Source organism: Olleya sediminilitoris, assembly GCF_016785945.1.
Taxonomy (GTDB): Bacteria; Bacteroidota; Bacteroidia; order Flavobacteriales; family Flavobacteriaceae; genus Olleya; species Olleya sediminilitoris.
The window spans coordinates 84358-100190 of record NZ_JAEMEF010000003.1; the positions used below are offsets into that span (position 1 = coordinate 84358).

The following is a 15833-nucleotide window of genomic DNA, read 5'->3' on the forward strand; positions in this document are numbered from 1 at the left end:
TCTTCAACATAGTTTTATTTATTTGCACTCCTCAAAAATCCCACCAATTATCATCTTCATTTTAAGCTGTTTTTGCTTGTTTTTTTGGGGTTTTATAAGCTCGTTTTTCTGTTAAAATTGCAATACTTATTAACAATGTGGTAAATTGTGGTAAAAAGTGGTGTTTTTTTCAATATATTTGACTTTTACAAATTTTGACACAAAAAATTGGTTGTGAACTCATTAATAGGAACATACGAATGTAAAGTAGACGCAAAAGGCAGGCTTATGCTTCCTGTTGCGCTGAAAAAACAGTTGGCTCCTGAGTTGCAAAATGGTTTTGTTATTAAAAGAGCAGTTTTTCAAGAGTGTTTGGAGTTGTATCCAATGCAAGAATGGAATGTGTTGATGCAAAAAATTAATAAGCTAAATCGCTTTAAAAAAAAGAATAATGATTTTATCAGAAGGTTTACTGCTGGAGTTAAAATTGTCGAGGTCGATGCAAGCGGACGTTTGTTAATACCTAAAGATTTGGTTGGTTTTGCATCAATTAAAAAGGATATCGTGATGTCTTCTGCTGTTAATATTGTTGAGATTTGGGATAAAACGAAGTATGAAAAAGCTATTGATGATGCAGCAGATGATTTTGCAGATTTAGCTGAAGAGGTAATGGGTAACGACGAAGACGATGACAGCATATCATAATCCAGTATTATTGCACGAAACGGTTGATGGTTTAAATATTAAGCCTGATGGTGTTTATGTGGATGTGACCTTTGGAGGTGGAGGACATAGTAAAGAAATTTTAAAACGATTAGGCGAGAATGGGAAGTTGTATGCTTTTGATCAAGATAAAGATGCGTTAGAAAATGCTATAGACGATCCTAGGTTTACTTTAATACATGAAAATTTTAGGTACATAAAACGTTTTTTACGTTTTCATGGTGTAAAACAAGTGGATGGTGTTTTAGCAGACTTTGGTGTGTCATCTCATCAATTTGATGTTGCTGAGCGTGGTTTTTCAACACGTTTTGAAGCAGATTTAGATATGCGAATGAATCAGAATGATGCATTGTCGGCATATCATGTGGTTAATGAGTATGATGAAGAGCAATTAAAACAGGTTTTGTCACAATATGGAGAGCTTCGTGCTGCTCCTGCTATGGCTAGGTTGATTGTAGAGCATCGTAAAGATGAAGTTATAAAAACAAGTGATCAGCTTAAAAAGGTGTTGCAAAAGTTTTTGTCGCCAAAGCATGAAAATAAAATATTAGCTCAAATATATCAGGCTATTCGTATTGAGGTTAATCAGGAAATTGAGGCTTTAAAAGAGTTTTTACAGCAAACACCTGAGATTTTAAAACCAGAGGGACGATTAAGTTTGATTTCTTATCACTCTTTGGAAGACAGATTGGTAAAACGTTTTATACGTAATGGTTTGTTTGAAGGTGAGCCAGAACGAGATGTGTTTGGTCGTTTTGAAGTGCCATTAAAAAAAGTTGGAGGATTAATAATACCAACAAAAGAAGAAATAAAAATAAATAACAGAGCGCGTAGCGCAAAGTTACGAATTGCAACAACGTTTGATTAATGAAAAAAAGCATCTATAGCCTGTTAAGAGGTACTTTTTTAGTTAGTGAAGATTCGTTTAAAAACTGGAAGCTTATCATATTTATTTCGGCTTTAGCCTTAGTTATGATAGCAAGCTCACATAGTTTGGATAAAAAAGTGCATGAGATAGCAAAGCTTAATAATCAAGTCAAAGAATTGCGATCCGAGTTGTATGATGGAAGAACCAAGTTAATGCAACTTAAAATGGAGTCTTCGGTTGTGAAAAAAATGAAAGAAAAAGGGTTGGCGCCTTCCGTAATTCCGCCAAAAAAAATAATTGTTAAACCAGAAAGCTAAGTTCAAATCGTGGCAGTAAACGAAAAGAACATATTAAACAGATTGTATTTTGTCGCAGGATGTATGTTCATCTTTGGGCTGCTTGTGGTTGGAAAATTGTTAACCATTCAAGTGGTGGATGGAGATAAGTACAGAGCTCTGGCAGATAAACGTGCTATTAAGGATGTTGTGATACCTGCTAATAGAGGTAATGTGTACTCTTCTGATGGTAGTTTGTTAGCAACTTCAATTCCTAAATATGATATTTTGTTTGATGCTGTCACGCCATCGGATAAAAACTTTAAGGCTAACTTAATTCCGTTAAGTCAGGCATTGTCAAAATATTCTGGAAAACCTGCAACTTATTATAAAAAAGAATTAGGCAAAGCTAGAGCAAACAAAAATAGATACTATTTGTTGGCGCGTAATATTGGGTATTCTGATTACTTAAAATTTAGAGGTTTTCCATTGTTGGAATTAGGTGCTTTTAAAGGCGGTTTAATTGTAGAGCAAAAAGTAAAAAGAGAACATCCTTTAGGTGAAGTTGCACAGCGTACTATTGGGTATGAGCGTACAGATGATGATGGAAATATAACAAGAGCTGGTATTGATGGTGCTTTTGGTGTAGATTATTTAAGAGGAAAAAACGGAAAGCGTTTAAAACAAAAAATAGGGAAAGGACAATGGAAGCCTATTTTAGATTACGATCAAGTAGAACCTAAGGATGGTTTTGATGTGTACACCACAATTGATGTTAATATACAAGACATTGCTCATCATGCATTGTTGGAGCAGTTAGAGTTATATGAAGCTGAGCATGGTACAGTTGTAGTAATGGAAGTTGAAACAGGTGAGGTGAAAGCAATTTCTAATTTAGGAAAAACAAGTTCTGGTCATTATTACGAAAAACGAAACTATGCGGTTTATGAATCTCATGAACCAGGTTCTACCTTTAAGCTTATGGCTTTAATGGCTGCTTTAGAAGATAAAAAGGTGGATACCTCTGATGTTATTGATACAGGTAATGGGTATAAGGTGTTTTATGGAAGAGGTATAAAAGACTCTCATGGTAATGGTAAAATATCTGTTGCTAAAACATTGGAAGTGTCATCTAATATAGGTTTAGCAACAATTATTAATACTGCTTATGCTAAAAATCCTAACCGATTTTTAGATATTTTAAGTGGTTGGAATTTAGATAAAAAACTAGGTATTTCAATTAAAGGAGAAGGAGAACCTATGATACCAAGACCTGGAGATGATAAATGGAGTCGTAATGCGTTGCCATCTATAGCTTATGGTTATAATTTAAGAATTACACCTTTGCAAACCTTGACATTTTATAACGCTGTTGCAAACAATGGTGTTATGGTTAAGCCTAGGTTTATAAGAGAGGTCAAAGACTTAGATAAGCCTATAGAGGTTTTTGAAAAAACAATAATTAATCCAAAAATATGTTCTGATGCAACTTTAAATGCAGCAAAGCAAATGTTGGAAAATGTAGTGACTAAAGGTACTGGTAAATCCTTATACTCAGATTATTTTTCAATGAGTGGTAAAACAGGAACAGCACGTGTAGAGTATTGGATGGATGATTGGGCTAGAAAACCAAGGTATATTTCATCGTTTGCAGGATATTTCCCTTCTGACAAACCTAAGTATTCTTGTATTGTTGTCATACATAAGCCAAGTATAAAAAAAGGATTTTATGGAGCAGACGTTTCTGGTCCAGTGTTTAAAAAAGTAGCACAAAAAATATTTACTGATACACCTTTGATTGATCGAGTTGCGACATTAGACGTAGCAGATCCAAAGGTTGAAAAAGAATATGAAGGGTATTATAAAACTGCAAATACTTACAAAACTATAATGCCTGATGTTACAGGTTTACCAGTTATGGATGCGTTGGCTTTGTTAGAAAATATGAATGTAAATGTAACCGTAAAATGTAATGGTGTTGGTCTGGTTAAAAGTCAGTCGGTTAATAAAAACACTAAATTAAAAAATAATCAAACTATAGTTTTAGAAGCTTCGTGAGTATATTAAAAGACATACTATATAAGGTAACATTAGATGCTGTAAAAGGTAGTACTGATGTATTGGTGCGTAATATTCATTTTAACTCTCGTCAAGTTGAGGTTAATGATGTGTTTGTGGCTATCAAAGGTAGTGCAACCGATGGTCATCAATATATTGAAGGTGCTATTAAGCAAGGTGCAATAGCTGTTGTATGTCAGGAGTTTCCTGATACTATTAAAGGTGATGTGACTTACATTAAAGTTGACGATTCTAGTAAGGCTTTAGCTGTTATGGCTGCTAATTATTATGGCAATCCTTCAGAAAATTTAAAACTTGTAGGTGTTACTGGTACTAATGGTAAAACTACAATAGCCTCATTATTATATCAATTATTTAAAAAAGCAGGTTACAAAGTAGGATTATTATCAACTGTTAAAATAATGGTAGATAATACTGCGTATCCAGCAACACATACTACTCCAGACTCTTTAACTATAAATAAGTATTTAAAGACAATGAGTGAGGAAGGTGTTGAGTTTTGTTTCATGGAAGTTAGTTCTCATGGAATACATCAAAACAGAACACTTGGATTAAAATTTGAAGGTGGAATTTTCACCAATTTATCTCATGATCATTTAGATTATCACGATACTTTTGCTGAATATCGTGATGTCAAAAAACGTTTTTTTGATCAATTACCTAAAACTGCATTTGCATTAACTAATGGTGATGATAAAAACGGAAGCGTTATGCTTCAGAACACAAAAGCAAATACATATACTTATGCGTTAAAGAGTTACGCGGATTATAAGGCGCAAATTTTAGAAAATCAGTTTAATGGCTTATTGTTAAAGCTTAATGATAATGAGGTTTGGGTACGTCTAATCGGTACGTTTAATGCGTATAACATACTAGCGATTTTTGCTACAGCAGAATTGTTAGGTCTTGAAAAGCAAGAAACATTACGTTTAATTAGCGAGTTGGAAAGTGTTAGTGGTCGTTTCCAATTTATGATATCTGATCAAAAAATTACTGCTATAGTCGATTATGCGCATACGCCTGATGCTTTGCAAAATGTTTTAGAAACTATTAATGATATCAGAACCAAAAACGAAGAGGTTATTACAGTTGTTGGTTGTGGTGGAGATAGAGATAAAACTAAACGTCCAAAAATGGGGCATATTGCTTCAGCTTTAAGTACAAAAGTTGTGTTTACAAGTGATAATCCTAGAAGCGAAGTGCCAGAGACTATTATTGAAGATATAGAAAAAGGTGTCGAGCCTCAAAATTTTAAAAAAACATTATCCATAGTAGATCGTAAACAGGCTATTAAAACTGCATGTCAATTAGCTAACCCTAATGATATTATTTTAATTGCAGGTAAAGGTCATGAGACGTACCAAGAGGTAAAAGGTGAGCGTTCGGATTTTGATGATTTTAAAATTGTAAAAGAGTTTTTAAAACAATTACAAAAATAAAAAAGGGTTTCTACGAAAGTATAAAATCTATAAAAAACAAAGATTATTAGAATGCTATATTATTTATTCGAATTTTTAGAAAATAACTACCAATTCCCTGGTGCTAGTGTGTTTCAGTTTATCACATTTAGAGCAGCTTTGGCAATTATAGTATCGTTGTTGTTTTCTACAATATTTGGTAAAAAAATAATCCTGGCTTTACAAAAAAAGCAAGTTGGAGAGTCTGTTAGAGATTTAGGTTTGGATGGTCAGTTAGAAAAAGCTGGTACACCAACCATGGGTGGAATTATTATAATTATAGCCACTTTGTTACCAGTATTGTTATTTGCTAAATTAGATAATATTTATGTTGTGTTATTAATTGTTACCATGTTGTGGATGGGAGCAGTTGGTTTTACTGATGATTATATTAAAGTATTTAAAAAGAATAAAGAAGGCTTAAGCGGAAAGTTTAAAGTTTTAGGTCAAGTTGGGCTTGGTTTATTTGTTGGAGCTGTAATGTATTTTCATCCAGGAATTACGATTAAAACAGAAAAAGTAAACCCTATTTATGAAACTGAATTAATTACACAAAACTCACCAAGAGAATTTAATACAGCAGAACAGTCACTAAAAACAACAATTCCTTTTGTTAAGGATAATGAGTTTGATTACTCAGACTTAGTAACATGGTTAGGTGATGATTACGCAAAATACGCATGGTTAATATTTATTCCAATCGTAATTTTTATTGTAACAGCAGTCTCTAATGGAGCCAACCTAACAGATGGTATTGATGGTTTAGCAGCAGGTAGTTCTGCTATTATAGTTTTTGTGCTAGCCATTTTTGCTTTTGTCTCTGGTAACATTGTGTTCTCGGACTATTTAAACGTCATGTTTATACCAAATTTGGGTGAAATGGTGGTTTTTATTGCAGCTTTTGTAGGTGCATTAATTGGGTTTTTATGGTACAATACTTATCCAGCCCAAGTATTTATGGGTGATACAGGTAGTTTAACTATTGGAGGTGTGATTGCAGTAATTGCTATTGCTGTTAGAAAAGAATTATTGATCCCAGTTTTATGTGGAATTTTCTTTGCTGAATCATTATCTGTGATACTTCAGGTTAGCTATTTTAAATTCACTAAAAAGAAATATGGTGAAGGTAGACGTATTTTTTTGATGTCGCCTTTACATCATCATTATCAGAAAAAAGGACATCACGAAAGTAAAATTGTAACCCGATTTTGGATTGTTGGAATTTTTCTAGCAATACTAACAATTGTAACTCTAAAATTAAGATAAGATGAAACAATTGGTGATTCTTGGAGCAGGAGAAAGTGGAGTAGGAACTGCGCTTTTAGGACAAGCAAAAGGGTTTCAGGTTTTTGTTTCGGATAAAGGAAAAATAAAAGAAAAATATAAAGAAGTTCTTATATATAATAAAATTGAATGGGAAGAAGAGCAACATACTGAAGCTAAACTATTAGCTGCAGATGTTGTTATGAAAAGTCCAGGAATTCCGGATAAAGTAGCTATAGTAAAGTTGCTTTTAAATAAAGGTGTGCCTGTCATTTCTGAAATTGAATTTGCAAATCAATTTACCAACGCAACCATTGTTGCTATTACAGGTAGTAATGGTAAAACAACAACTGCAATGTTAACACATCACTTATTAAAACAAGAGTTGGATGTAGGTTTGGCTGGTAACATTGGTGATAGTTTTGCTAAACAAGTTTTAGAGCATAATTATAATAATTATGTTCTAGAGGTTAGTAGTTTTCAATTAGATGGTTGTTTTAAGTTTAAACCTAAAATTGCAATAATTACCAATATTGTACCAGATCATTTAGATCGATACGATTATGAGTTTGAAAATTACATAGCTTCAAAATTTAGAATAACTCAAAACCAAACCAAAGAGGATGTTTTGATTTATGATGCAGATGATGAAGTGATTGCAAATTACATAAACAATAATGCCATTCAAGCCACAGTATTACCGTTTTCAATTACAAAAAAAATAGAAAATGGTGCGTACTTGGATAAGGACAAAATAATAATAACAATAGATAATAATCAAATAATTATGCCGACAAAAAATATAGCTCTAGAAGGTAAACATAATATAAAAAATGCTATGGCTGCATCGACAGTTTCACATTTACTTAAAATAAGAAAACAAACCATACGTGAAAGTTTAGAAAACTTTCAGGGTGTGGAGCATCGTTTAGAAAACGTGTTAAAAATTAATAAAGTACAGTATATAAACGACTCTAAAGCAACAAATGTAAATGCTACATATTTTGCTTTAGATAGCGTGTCTGCTCCAACAGTCTGGATTGTTGGTGGTGTTGATAAAGGTAATGACTATAAAGAGTTGTATCCTTTTATTAACGAAAAAGTAAAAGCCATCATTTGTTTAGGTGTAGATAACCAAAAACTAATAGAGAATTTTGGTAATATGGTTGACGTTATTGTTGAAACACAGTTTATGAGCGAAGCTGTAAAAATAGCATACAAAATTGCCGAAGCTGGTGATAACGTATTATTATCTCCTGCTTGTGCAAGTTTTGATTTATTTGAAAATTACGAAGACAGAGGTCGTCAATTTAAGGAGGCAGTTAGAAGTTTATAATATTTATAGAGCGTATTAATATTACATGCAAAACACAATAATAAATAACATTAAAGGAGATAAACTAATATGGGCAATTTCAGCTTTATTAGCAATATTTTCGTTTTTACCAGTATATAGTGCAGCCAGTAATTTGGCTTACATTGGTGGAGACGGAAGTACCTTTGCCTATTTTGTAAAGCATTTTATGCATTTGTTTTTAGGTTTTTCTATAATGTATGGAGTCCATAAAATACCTTACAGATATTTTCGTGGTTTATCAATGGTTATGATGCCTGTTGTATTTGTTTTGCTAATTCTAACTATTTTACAAGGCACAACTATTGGAGGTGCAAATGCTAGTCGTTGGATAAGAATTCCGTTTGTAAATATGTCTTTTCAAACGTCTACTTTAGCAGCAGTAGTTTTAATGGTATACATCGCAAGATATTTATCAAAAATAAAAGATAAAAGTACCACGTTTAAAGAGTCTATTTTACCGTTATGGATTCCGGTATTTATCATATTAGCACTAATCCTTCCGTCTAACTTTTCAACAACAGCAATTATTTTTGTTATGGCTTGTGCGTTGTTGTTTTTGGGTGGTTATCCAATACGTTATTTGTTAGCTATGGGATTTGCTGGTTTAGTTGGCTTGACATTATTTGTTTTAGTAGCTAAAGCCTTTCCAGAAGTTATGCCAAATCGTGTAGATACTTGGATGAGTAGAATTGATAACTTTTTTAATGATGAAGATTCTAAAGGAGATTATCAAATCGAAAGAGCTAAAATAGCCATAGCATCAGGTGGTGTTGTTGGAGTTGGGTCAGGAAAAAGTATTCAAAAAAACTTTTTACCTCAATCGTCGTCAGATTTTATTTTTGCAATTATTGTTGAAGAATATGGGTTGATTGGTGGATTAGCTTTAATCATTTTGTACATGTGGTTGTTGTTTAGAATAATAATAGTTGCACAAAAAGCAGATACCGTTTTTGGTAAACTATTAGTACTTGGTGTAGGGTTGCCAATCATTTTTCAAGCCATGATTAATATGGCAGTTGCTGTAGAGTTGTTTCCTGTTACAGGTCAAACCCTACCATTAATTAGTAGTGGAGGAACCAGTATTTGGATGACTTGTTTGGCAATTGGAGTTATACTTAGCGTAAGTGCTAAAAGAGAAGAAATTAAATTAAAAGAAAAAAAATCTGATGCAGAAAATCCGTTAGAGGTTTTATCTGAAGCATTAGAAGATTAATAAAGTGAAAAATAATAATAAAACATATAAAATTATTTTATCTGGTGGAGGTACTGGTGGTCACATCTATCCTGCTATTGCTATTGCTAACGAGCTTAAGTCGCGTTTTCCAGAATCTGAGTTTTTGTTTGTAGGAGCAAAAGATAGAATGGAAATGGAAAAAGTACCACAAGCAGGTTTTGACATAAAAGGTCTGTGGATTACTGGTATTGAACGTAAGTTGACATTAAAAAACATGATGTTTCCGTTTAAGTTAATCAGTAGTTTATGGGATGCCAGAAAAATAATAAAACAGTTCAAGCCTGATGTCGCTATTGGTACTGGTGGATTTGCTAGTGGACCATTATTACAAGTGGCAGCTTTAAAAGGTATTCCTTGTTTAATACAAGAGCAAAACTCTTATCCTGGAATCACTAATAAATTGTTAGCTAAAAAAGTAGAAAAAGTTTGTGTTGCATATAGTGGTTTAGAACGTTTTTTTCCTAAACAAAAAATAATTAAAACAGGTAATCCTGTACGTCAAGATTTGTTGGATATAACCTCAAAAAGAGCAGAGGCTATCAAACATTTTAATTTAGTAGAAGGTAAACAAACACTTTTAGTGTTAGGCGGAAGTTTAGGAGCAAAAGCAATCAATGAATTGTTAGAGCGTGAACTAGATTATCTGCAAACTTTAAATCTGCAAATTATTTGGCAATGTGGTAAACTGTATTACCAAACATATAAGTTGTATGGTAATACTAAGCATGTACAAGTGCATCAATTTATTAATAAAATGGATTATGCTTATGCAGCAGCAGATTTTATTATTTCTAGAGCAGGAGCAAGTTCGGTTAGCGAGCTTTGTATTGTAGGTAAACCAGTTGTTTTTGTGCCTTCTCCTTATGTTGCAGAAGACCATCAAACTAAAAATGCTACAGCTATTGTTAAACAAAATGCAGCAGTTTTAATAGCTCAAGAAGATTTAAAAGTTGATTTTAAAAATAAATTTGGACAACTAGTTGCTTCCAAAGAAAAGCAAGAAGAATTAAGTAATAACATAAAAAAATTAGCCTTAGTAAATGCAACCAATCATATTGTTGATGAGGTTGAAAAATTGCTAAATAAATAATGAATTTATCTAAAATACATAACATCTATTTTATTGGTATTGGAGGTATTGGTATGTCTGCAATTGCTCGCTATTTTAAAGCAAGTAATAAGCAGGTTTCTGGTTATGATAAAACTCAAACAGAAATTACTAATAGCTTACAAGATATAGGTATAGAGGTGGTTTTTGAAGATGAAATTGCTAATGTCCAGGTTAATTATTTAGATTCAGAAACTACGTTGGTCGTTTACACACCAGCTGTGCCTAAAACACACAGTCAATTAGTGTATTTTAAGGACAATGGATTTAAAGTTTTAAAACGATCAGAAATTTTAGGTGTTATAACACAAAACACTTACTGTTTAGCTGTAGCTGGTACTCATGGTAAAACAACAACGACAAGTATTTTAGGACATTTATTAAATGCTTGTGATGTGTCTTTAACTGCCTTTTTAGGTGGTATTAGCGAGAATTATAATTCTAATCTTATCCTTAATGGAAACGAGGTTAGTGTTGTTGAAGCAGATGAATTTGATCGTTCGTTTTTAACGCTAAGTCCAGATTTAGCTTGTATAACATCCATGGATGCAGATCATTTAGATATTTATGGTGATGCTTCAGAATTAATAAAAACTTTTGAAGATTTTTCAAAAAAATTAAAGCCTAACGGAAAGCTATTCGTTAAAAATGGATTGCCTTTAGATGGTATCACCTATGGTATTGAGGATGATGCAGATTATTCAGCTCAAAATATAACCATCAAAAACGGAACCTATGTTTTTGACGTAAAGACACCAAAAGGTTTGTTTAAACAATTTCAGTTTAACTTACCAGGTAGACATAACCTATCAAATGCTTTAGTGGCTTTAGCAATGTCAATGGAGTACGGAATACCTCATGATAAACTAATCCAAGCATTAGCAAGTTATAAAGGTGTAAAACGTAGGTTTACTTATCAAATTAAAACAGATGATTTGGTATTTATAGATGACTATGCACATCATCCAGAAGAGATTAACGCAGTCCATCAAGCTGTTAGAGAAATGTATCCAAACGATAAAGTTGTAGCTGTTTTTCAGCCACATTTGTTTTCTAGAACTCAAGATTTTGCTCAAGATTTTGCTAAAAGCTTAGCGCAATTTGATCAAGTTATTTTATTGGATATTTATCCAGCAAGAGAGTTGCCTATTAAAGGCGTAACATCGGAATGGTTATTGAGTCTAATAGATAATAACAACAAACAATTAGTGTCTAAGGACACATTAATTAAAAATATAAAACAAAGTGACGCTAAAATTGTTTTAACAATTGGAGCAGGAGATATTGGAGCAGAAGTTTCAAAAATAAAACAAGCATTAATAAATGAAGATTAACTGGAACTATATAAAAATGAGTGTCCTACTAATTTTAGTAGTGTTTTTGTATGCGTTTTCTTCAGTTAGAAATGCAAAAAGAGTGGTGTCTAAACCTCAAGTTGAATTTATAGGTAATAAAAACCTGTTTATCACGCATGAAGATGTTAGTAAGTTGTTAATACAAAATCAACAAGAGGTCAGTAACACATCTAAAGAAATTTTAGATTTGAACATCCTAGAAACAACACTTAACCAAAACCCAATGGTCCAGTATGCAGATGTTTATGTAACTGTAACTGGTAATTTAATAGCAAAGGTTAAACAAAAAACGCCAATTGCTAGAGTAGTGACAGATGCGACTTACTATGTAGATAACAATGGTGGTTATATGCCATTATCAAAAAACTACACAGAGCGTGTCCCAATTGTCACTGGATTTATTAATAAAAAAGAGTTAAACAAGATTTATATAGTAGCATCAAAAATTCAAGAAGACGAATTTTTAAAAAAACATGTTGTACAAATTCAACAAAACAAGAATAATACTATAGATCTTAAGTTAAGACAGTGTAATTTTGTAGTCCAATTAGGCAGTTTAGATCAGTTAGATAAAAAAGTTAACAATCTAAAAGCGTTTTATATTAAGGCTACAAAAGATAAAACCTTAAAAAATTACAGTAAAGTAAACTTACAATTTGGTAATCAAGTTGTTTGTACAAAAGCATAAGTTATGGAACAAAACTTGTCAGTAGGATTAGATATCGGAACCACAAAAATTGTGGCTATGATAGGTCGTAAAAATGAATATGGTAAAGTCGAAATTTTAGGTATTGGTAAATCTAAAAGTTTGGGTGTACATCGTGGTGTTGTAAATAATATCACACAAACCATTCAGTCTATACAACTAGCAATCCAAGAAGCAGAAGCTGCAGCAGCACTAAAAATAGAAGGTGTGACTGTTGGTATTGCAGGACAACATATTAGAAGTTTACAACATAGCGACTATATTACTAGACCAAATAGTGATACTGTAATTGACGATAATGATATAGACAGACTAATCAATCAAGTACATAAATTAGTCATGCTTCCTGGTGAAGAAATTATTCATGTATTACCCCAAGAATATAAAATTGACGGTCAAGCCGAAATTAAAGAACCAATCGGTATGTATGGTGGACGTTTAGAAGCCAATTTTCATGTTGTTGTAGGTCAAGTCTCGTCTATCCGAAACATTGGACGTTGTGTACAAAGTTCAGGCTTGACATTAGAAGGAATCACTCTAGAGCCTCTTGCAAGTGCAAATGCAGTATTAAGTCAAGAAGAAAAAGAAGCTGGTGTTGCATTAATAGACATAGGTGGAGGTACAACAGATTTAGCAATTTTTAGAGACGGAATAATAAGACACACAGCTGTAATACCATTTGGAGGTAATGTTATAACTGAAGACATAAAAGAAGGGTGTTCTATTATAGAAAAACAAGCCGAACTATTAAAAATAAAATTTGGTAGTGCTTGGCCAGGAGAAAATAAAGACAATGAGATTGTCTCAATACCAGGATTAAGGGGACGTGATCCAAAAGAAATTACGCTTAAAAACTTGTCTAGAATAATACATGCAAGAGTTGTAGAAATTATTGAGCAAGTCTTTGTAGAAATAAAAAATTATGGACACGAAGAACAAAAAAAGAAATTAATTGCAGGTATAGTTTTAACAGGTGGAGGAAGCCAATTAAAGCATTTAAAGCAATTAGTAGAATATATTACTGGTATGGACACCAGAATTGGGTATCCAAACGAGCATCTTGCTGGAGATAGTGATGATGCTATCACAAGTCCATTATTTGCAACAGCAGTAGGATTAGTTATGGATGGACTAAAACGCCAAGACCGTATCAAAATTGAAGAAAAAATTGAAGAACAAATACAAGAAGTAAAAGAGGCAAATCAAGAAATGCCAGAAGAAGAAAAAATAGAACCACCAAAAAAACGAAGAAAATCGTTTTTAGAGACGTTTACTGATAAAGTCAAAGACTTTTTAGATAACGCAGAGTAATTTAAATAATAATACAATAAGCGATGTATGTATCGCTAGAATAATAATAATTGATCCAGTAAAATAGAATTTATGAGCAGCAACAACGAATTCGAAAACATAGCATTTGACCTACCTAAAAACCAATCTAACGTCATTAAGGTTATTGGTGTTGGAGGAGGTGGAAGTAACGCAATCAACCACATGTTCTTACAAGGCATTAAAGGGGTTGATTTTGTTATTTGTAATACAGATGCACAAGCATTACAAAATAGTGGTGTACCAAACAAAATTCAATTAGGTTTAAATTTAACAGAAGGACTTGGTGCAGGAGCCAATCCAAACGTAGGAGAACAATCTGCTGTAGAGAGTTTTGATGACATCCAACGTATGTTAGATACCAATACAAAAATGATCTTCATTACAGCCGGAATGGGTGGAGGAACAGGTACAGGAGCAGCACCAATAATTGCTAAAATGGCTAAAGATTTAGACATTTTGACTGTTGGTATTGTTACTATGCCTTTTCAATTTGAGGGAAAAATGCGTAATGAGCAAGCTCAAGAAGGTATCGAAAAACTTCGTAAAGAAGTAGATTCGTTAGTAGTTATAAATAACAATAAACTTCGTGAAGTTTATGGTAACCTTGGTTTTAAAGCTGGTTTCTCTAAAGCTGACGAGGTGTTATCCACTGCAGCACGTGGTATTGCAGAAGTAATAACACATCACTATACACAAAACATAGATTTACGTGATGCTAAAACAGTATTAAGTAATAGTGGTACAGCTATTATGGGTTCTGCATCTGCATCAGGTCAAAATCGTGCTCATGAAGCAATATCAAAAGCATTAGATTCGCCTTTATTAAACGATAATAAAATTACAGGAGCCAAAAACGTATTGTTGCTAATCGTTTCTGGTGCTCAAGAAATTACTATCGATGAAATAGGAGAAATTAATGACCACATTCAAAATGAAGCTGGTCATGGTGCAAACATTATCATGGGTGTTGGTGAGGACGAAAATCTTGAAGAATCAATTTCTGTAACGATTATTGCTACAGGTTTTGATGTAGAACAACAAAATGAAATTTCTAATACCGAAACTAAAAAAGTAATTCATGCTTTGGAAGACGACCAAAACATGGAACAAGATTTAACTAAAAAGCCTAACGTACCAGCTTCAAAAATAGTTGCAAGTCAACCAGTAATTAAGCCAGAGCCACCTAAAGCAATTGTAAAACATACTTTAGATGTTGATGAAGAAACTGAAGATCAATTATCAAATATAGAAATAGCTCAGGTGAACAGTCAAAACCGAACAGCACCAAATAATGATGTTATTCCAACAACTGAAGCCTTAAAAAATATTGATGTTAATTTTACGCAGGTTGATCCTTTAGTAGATGAGAATGCACAATTTAATATTACAAGCACTAATGCTGTAAAACAAAAAATAGACGACATTCCACAAGAGCAAAAACAGCAAATAACTTTAAGTTTTGATATGCCTATATCAGAGCCAGAAGCTACACCAGTTGTTGAAGAGGAAAAACCAGTGATTTTAGATTTATCAGAAGAGGTTAGTAACATTGATGTTAATGATTTTGTAGAAGTGACTCCAACTGTTCAAAGCAATCAAACGGAAGAAGTTAGATATACTTTAGACGATTTTGAAGAAGAAGAAATTGTTGTAAACAAAACTAATCAGTCTAAACCTAAGGTAGAAGAAGATGTAGTGTTTGAGAAAAAAGTGGTTGTAAACGAAGAGGTTAAAATAGAAGAAATTTTACCAGAGGTCGAAACAGAAGTAGACCCAATGAATACACCGATTTCAGAATTGTTAAAAAGCAGAGCTGATGAGCGTAGAAAGAAAATGAAAAACTTCAATCACAAATTTAATAGTTCTAAAATTGAAGATATCGAGAAAATTCCAGCTTATAAACGTCAAGGTTTAGAGTTAGAAAATAGACAACATTCTTCAGATAATAATATTTCTAGAACATCTTTAGGTGTAGATGATAATGATGATATTCAATTAAGAAGTAATAATTCATTTTTACATGATAATGTAGATTAATTCTTAAGTATTAATTTATTAAAAAGCCAAAAAGCTTACTTAAGCTTTTTGGCTTTTTAT

Annotated in this window: 13 protein-coding genes; all 13 read left to right on the forward strand. The window is 32.6% G+C overall.

Annotated elements, in window-relative coordinates:
* Positions 1 to 213 precede the first annotated feature (213 nt).
* The 13 genes from mraZ (at position 214) to ftsZ (ending at position 15773) form a co-directional block, all read left to right on the forward strand.
* Positions 214 to 684: a division/cell wall cluster transcriptional repressor MraZ gene (gene mraZ, locus JAO71_RS04660; protein ID WP_116824544.1), complete on the forward strand. Its 471-nt coding sequence runs from the start codon at positions 214 to 216 to the stop codon at positions 682 to 684.
* Positions 668 to 1570 carry a 16S rRNA (cytosine(1402)-N(4))-methyltransferase RsmH gene (gene rsmH, locus JAO71_RS04665; protein WP_116824059.1) on the forward strand — a complete coding sequence of 301 codons (903 nt, stop codon included), beginning with the start codon at positions 668 to 670 and terminating at the stop codon, positions 1568 to 1570. The genes mraZ and rsmH overlap by 17 nt, the downstream gene beginning before the upstream one ends.
* On the forward strand, positions 1570 to 1887 hold the full coding sequence (locus JAO71_RS04670) for an FtsL-like putative cell division protein (protein WP_028289094.1): 318 nt from the start codon (positions 1570 to 1572) through the stop codon (positions 1885 to 1887). Before rsmH ends, JAO71_RS04670 begins: the two co-directional genes overlap by 1 nt.
* A gap of 63 nt (positions 1888 to 1950) precedes the next feature.
* Positions 1951 to 3903 (forward strand): penicillin-binding protein, encoded by a 1953-nt coding sequence (locus JAO71_RS04675; protein ID WP_202999513.1) that lies wholly within the window; start codon positions 1951 to 1953, stop codon positions 3901 to 3903.
* Entirely contained in the window at positions 3900 to 5363 is a 1464-nt protein-coding gene (locus JAO71_RS04680) for a UDP-N-acetylmuramoyl-L-alanyl-D-glutamate--2,6-diaminopimelate ligase (protein ID WP_202999237.1), read from the forward strand. The genes JAO71_RS04675 and JAO71_RS04680 overlap by 4 nt, the downstream gene beginning before the upstream one ends.
* Positions 5364 to 5414: 51 nt before the next feature.
* Complete coding sequence (gene mraY, locus JAO71_RS04685; RefSeq protein WP_054851981.1) at positions 5415 to 6647, forward strand: phospho-N-acetylmuramoyl-pentapeptide-transferase; 1233 nt, start codon at positions 5415 to 5417, stop codon at positions 6645 to 6647.
* 1 nt (position 6648) lies between these two features.
* Entirely contained in the window at positions 6649 to 7980 is a 1332-nt protein-coding gene (gene murD / locus JAO71_RS04690; protein WP_202999239.1) for a UDP-N-acetylmuramoyl-L-alanine--D-glutamate ligase, read from the forward strand.
* Between the two features lie 25 nt (positions 7981 to 8005).
* Positions 8006 to 9214: an FtsW/RodA/SpoVE family cell cycle protein gene (locus JAO71_RS04695; RefSeq protein ID WP_202999241.1), complete on the forward strand. Its 1209-nt coding sequence runs from the start codon at positions 8006 to 8008 to the stop codon at positions 9212 to 9214.
* Between the two features lie 4 nt (positions 9215 to 9218).
* Entirely contained in the window at positions 9219 to 10325 is a 1107-nt protein-coding gene (gene murG, locus JAO71_RS04700; protein WP_202999243.1) for an undecaprenyldiphospho-muramoylpentapeptide beta-N-acetylglucosaminyltransferase, read from the forward strand.
* On the forward strand, positions 10325 to 11677 hold the full coding sequence (murC, locus tag JAO71_RS04705; protein ID WP_202999245.1) for a UDP-N-acetylmuramate--L-alanine ligase: 1353 nt from the start codon (positions 10325 to 10327) through the stop codon (positions 11675 to 11677). The genes murG and murC overlap by 1 nt, the downstream gene beginning before the upstream one ends.
* Positions 11678 to 11693: 16 nt before the next feature.
* On the forward strand, positions 11694 to 12386 hold the full coding sequence (locus JAO71_RS04710) for a cell division protein FtsQ/DivIB (RefSeq protein WP_236011169.1): 693 nt from the start codon (positions 11694 to 11696) through the stop codon (positions 12384 to 12386).
* A 3-nt stretch (positions 12387 to 12389) separates the two neighbouring features.
* Complete coding sequence (gene ftsA, locus JAO71_RS04715; RefSeq protein WP_028289085.1) at positions 12390 to 13715, forward strand: cell division protein FtsA; 1326 nt, start codon at positions 12390 to 12392, stop codon at positions 13713 to 13715.
* 72 nt (positions 13716 to 13787) lie between these two features.
* Positions 13788 to 15773, forward strand: coding sequence for a cell division protein FtsZ (gene ftsZ / locus JAO71_RS04720; RefSeq protein WP_116824065.1), 1986 nt, complete (start codon positions 13788 to 13790; stop codon positions 15771 to 15773).
* Positions 15774 to 15833: the final 60 nt, after the last annotated feature.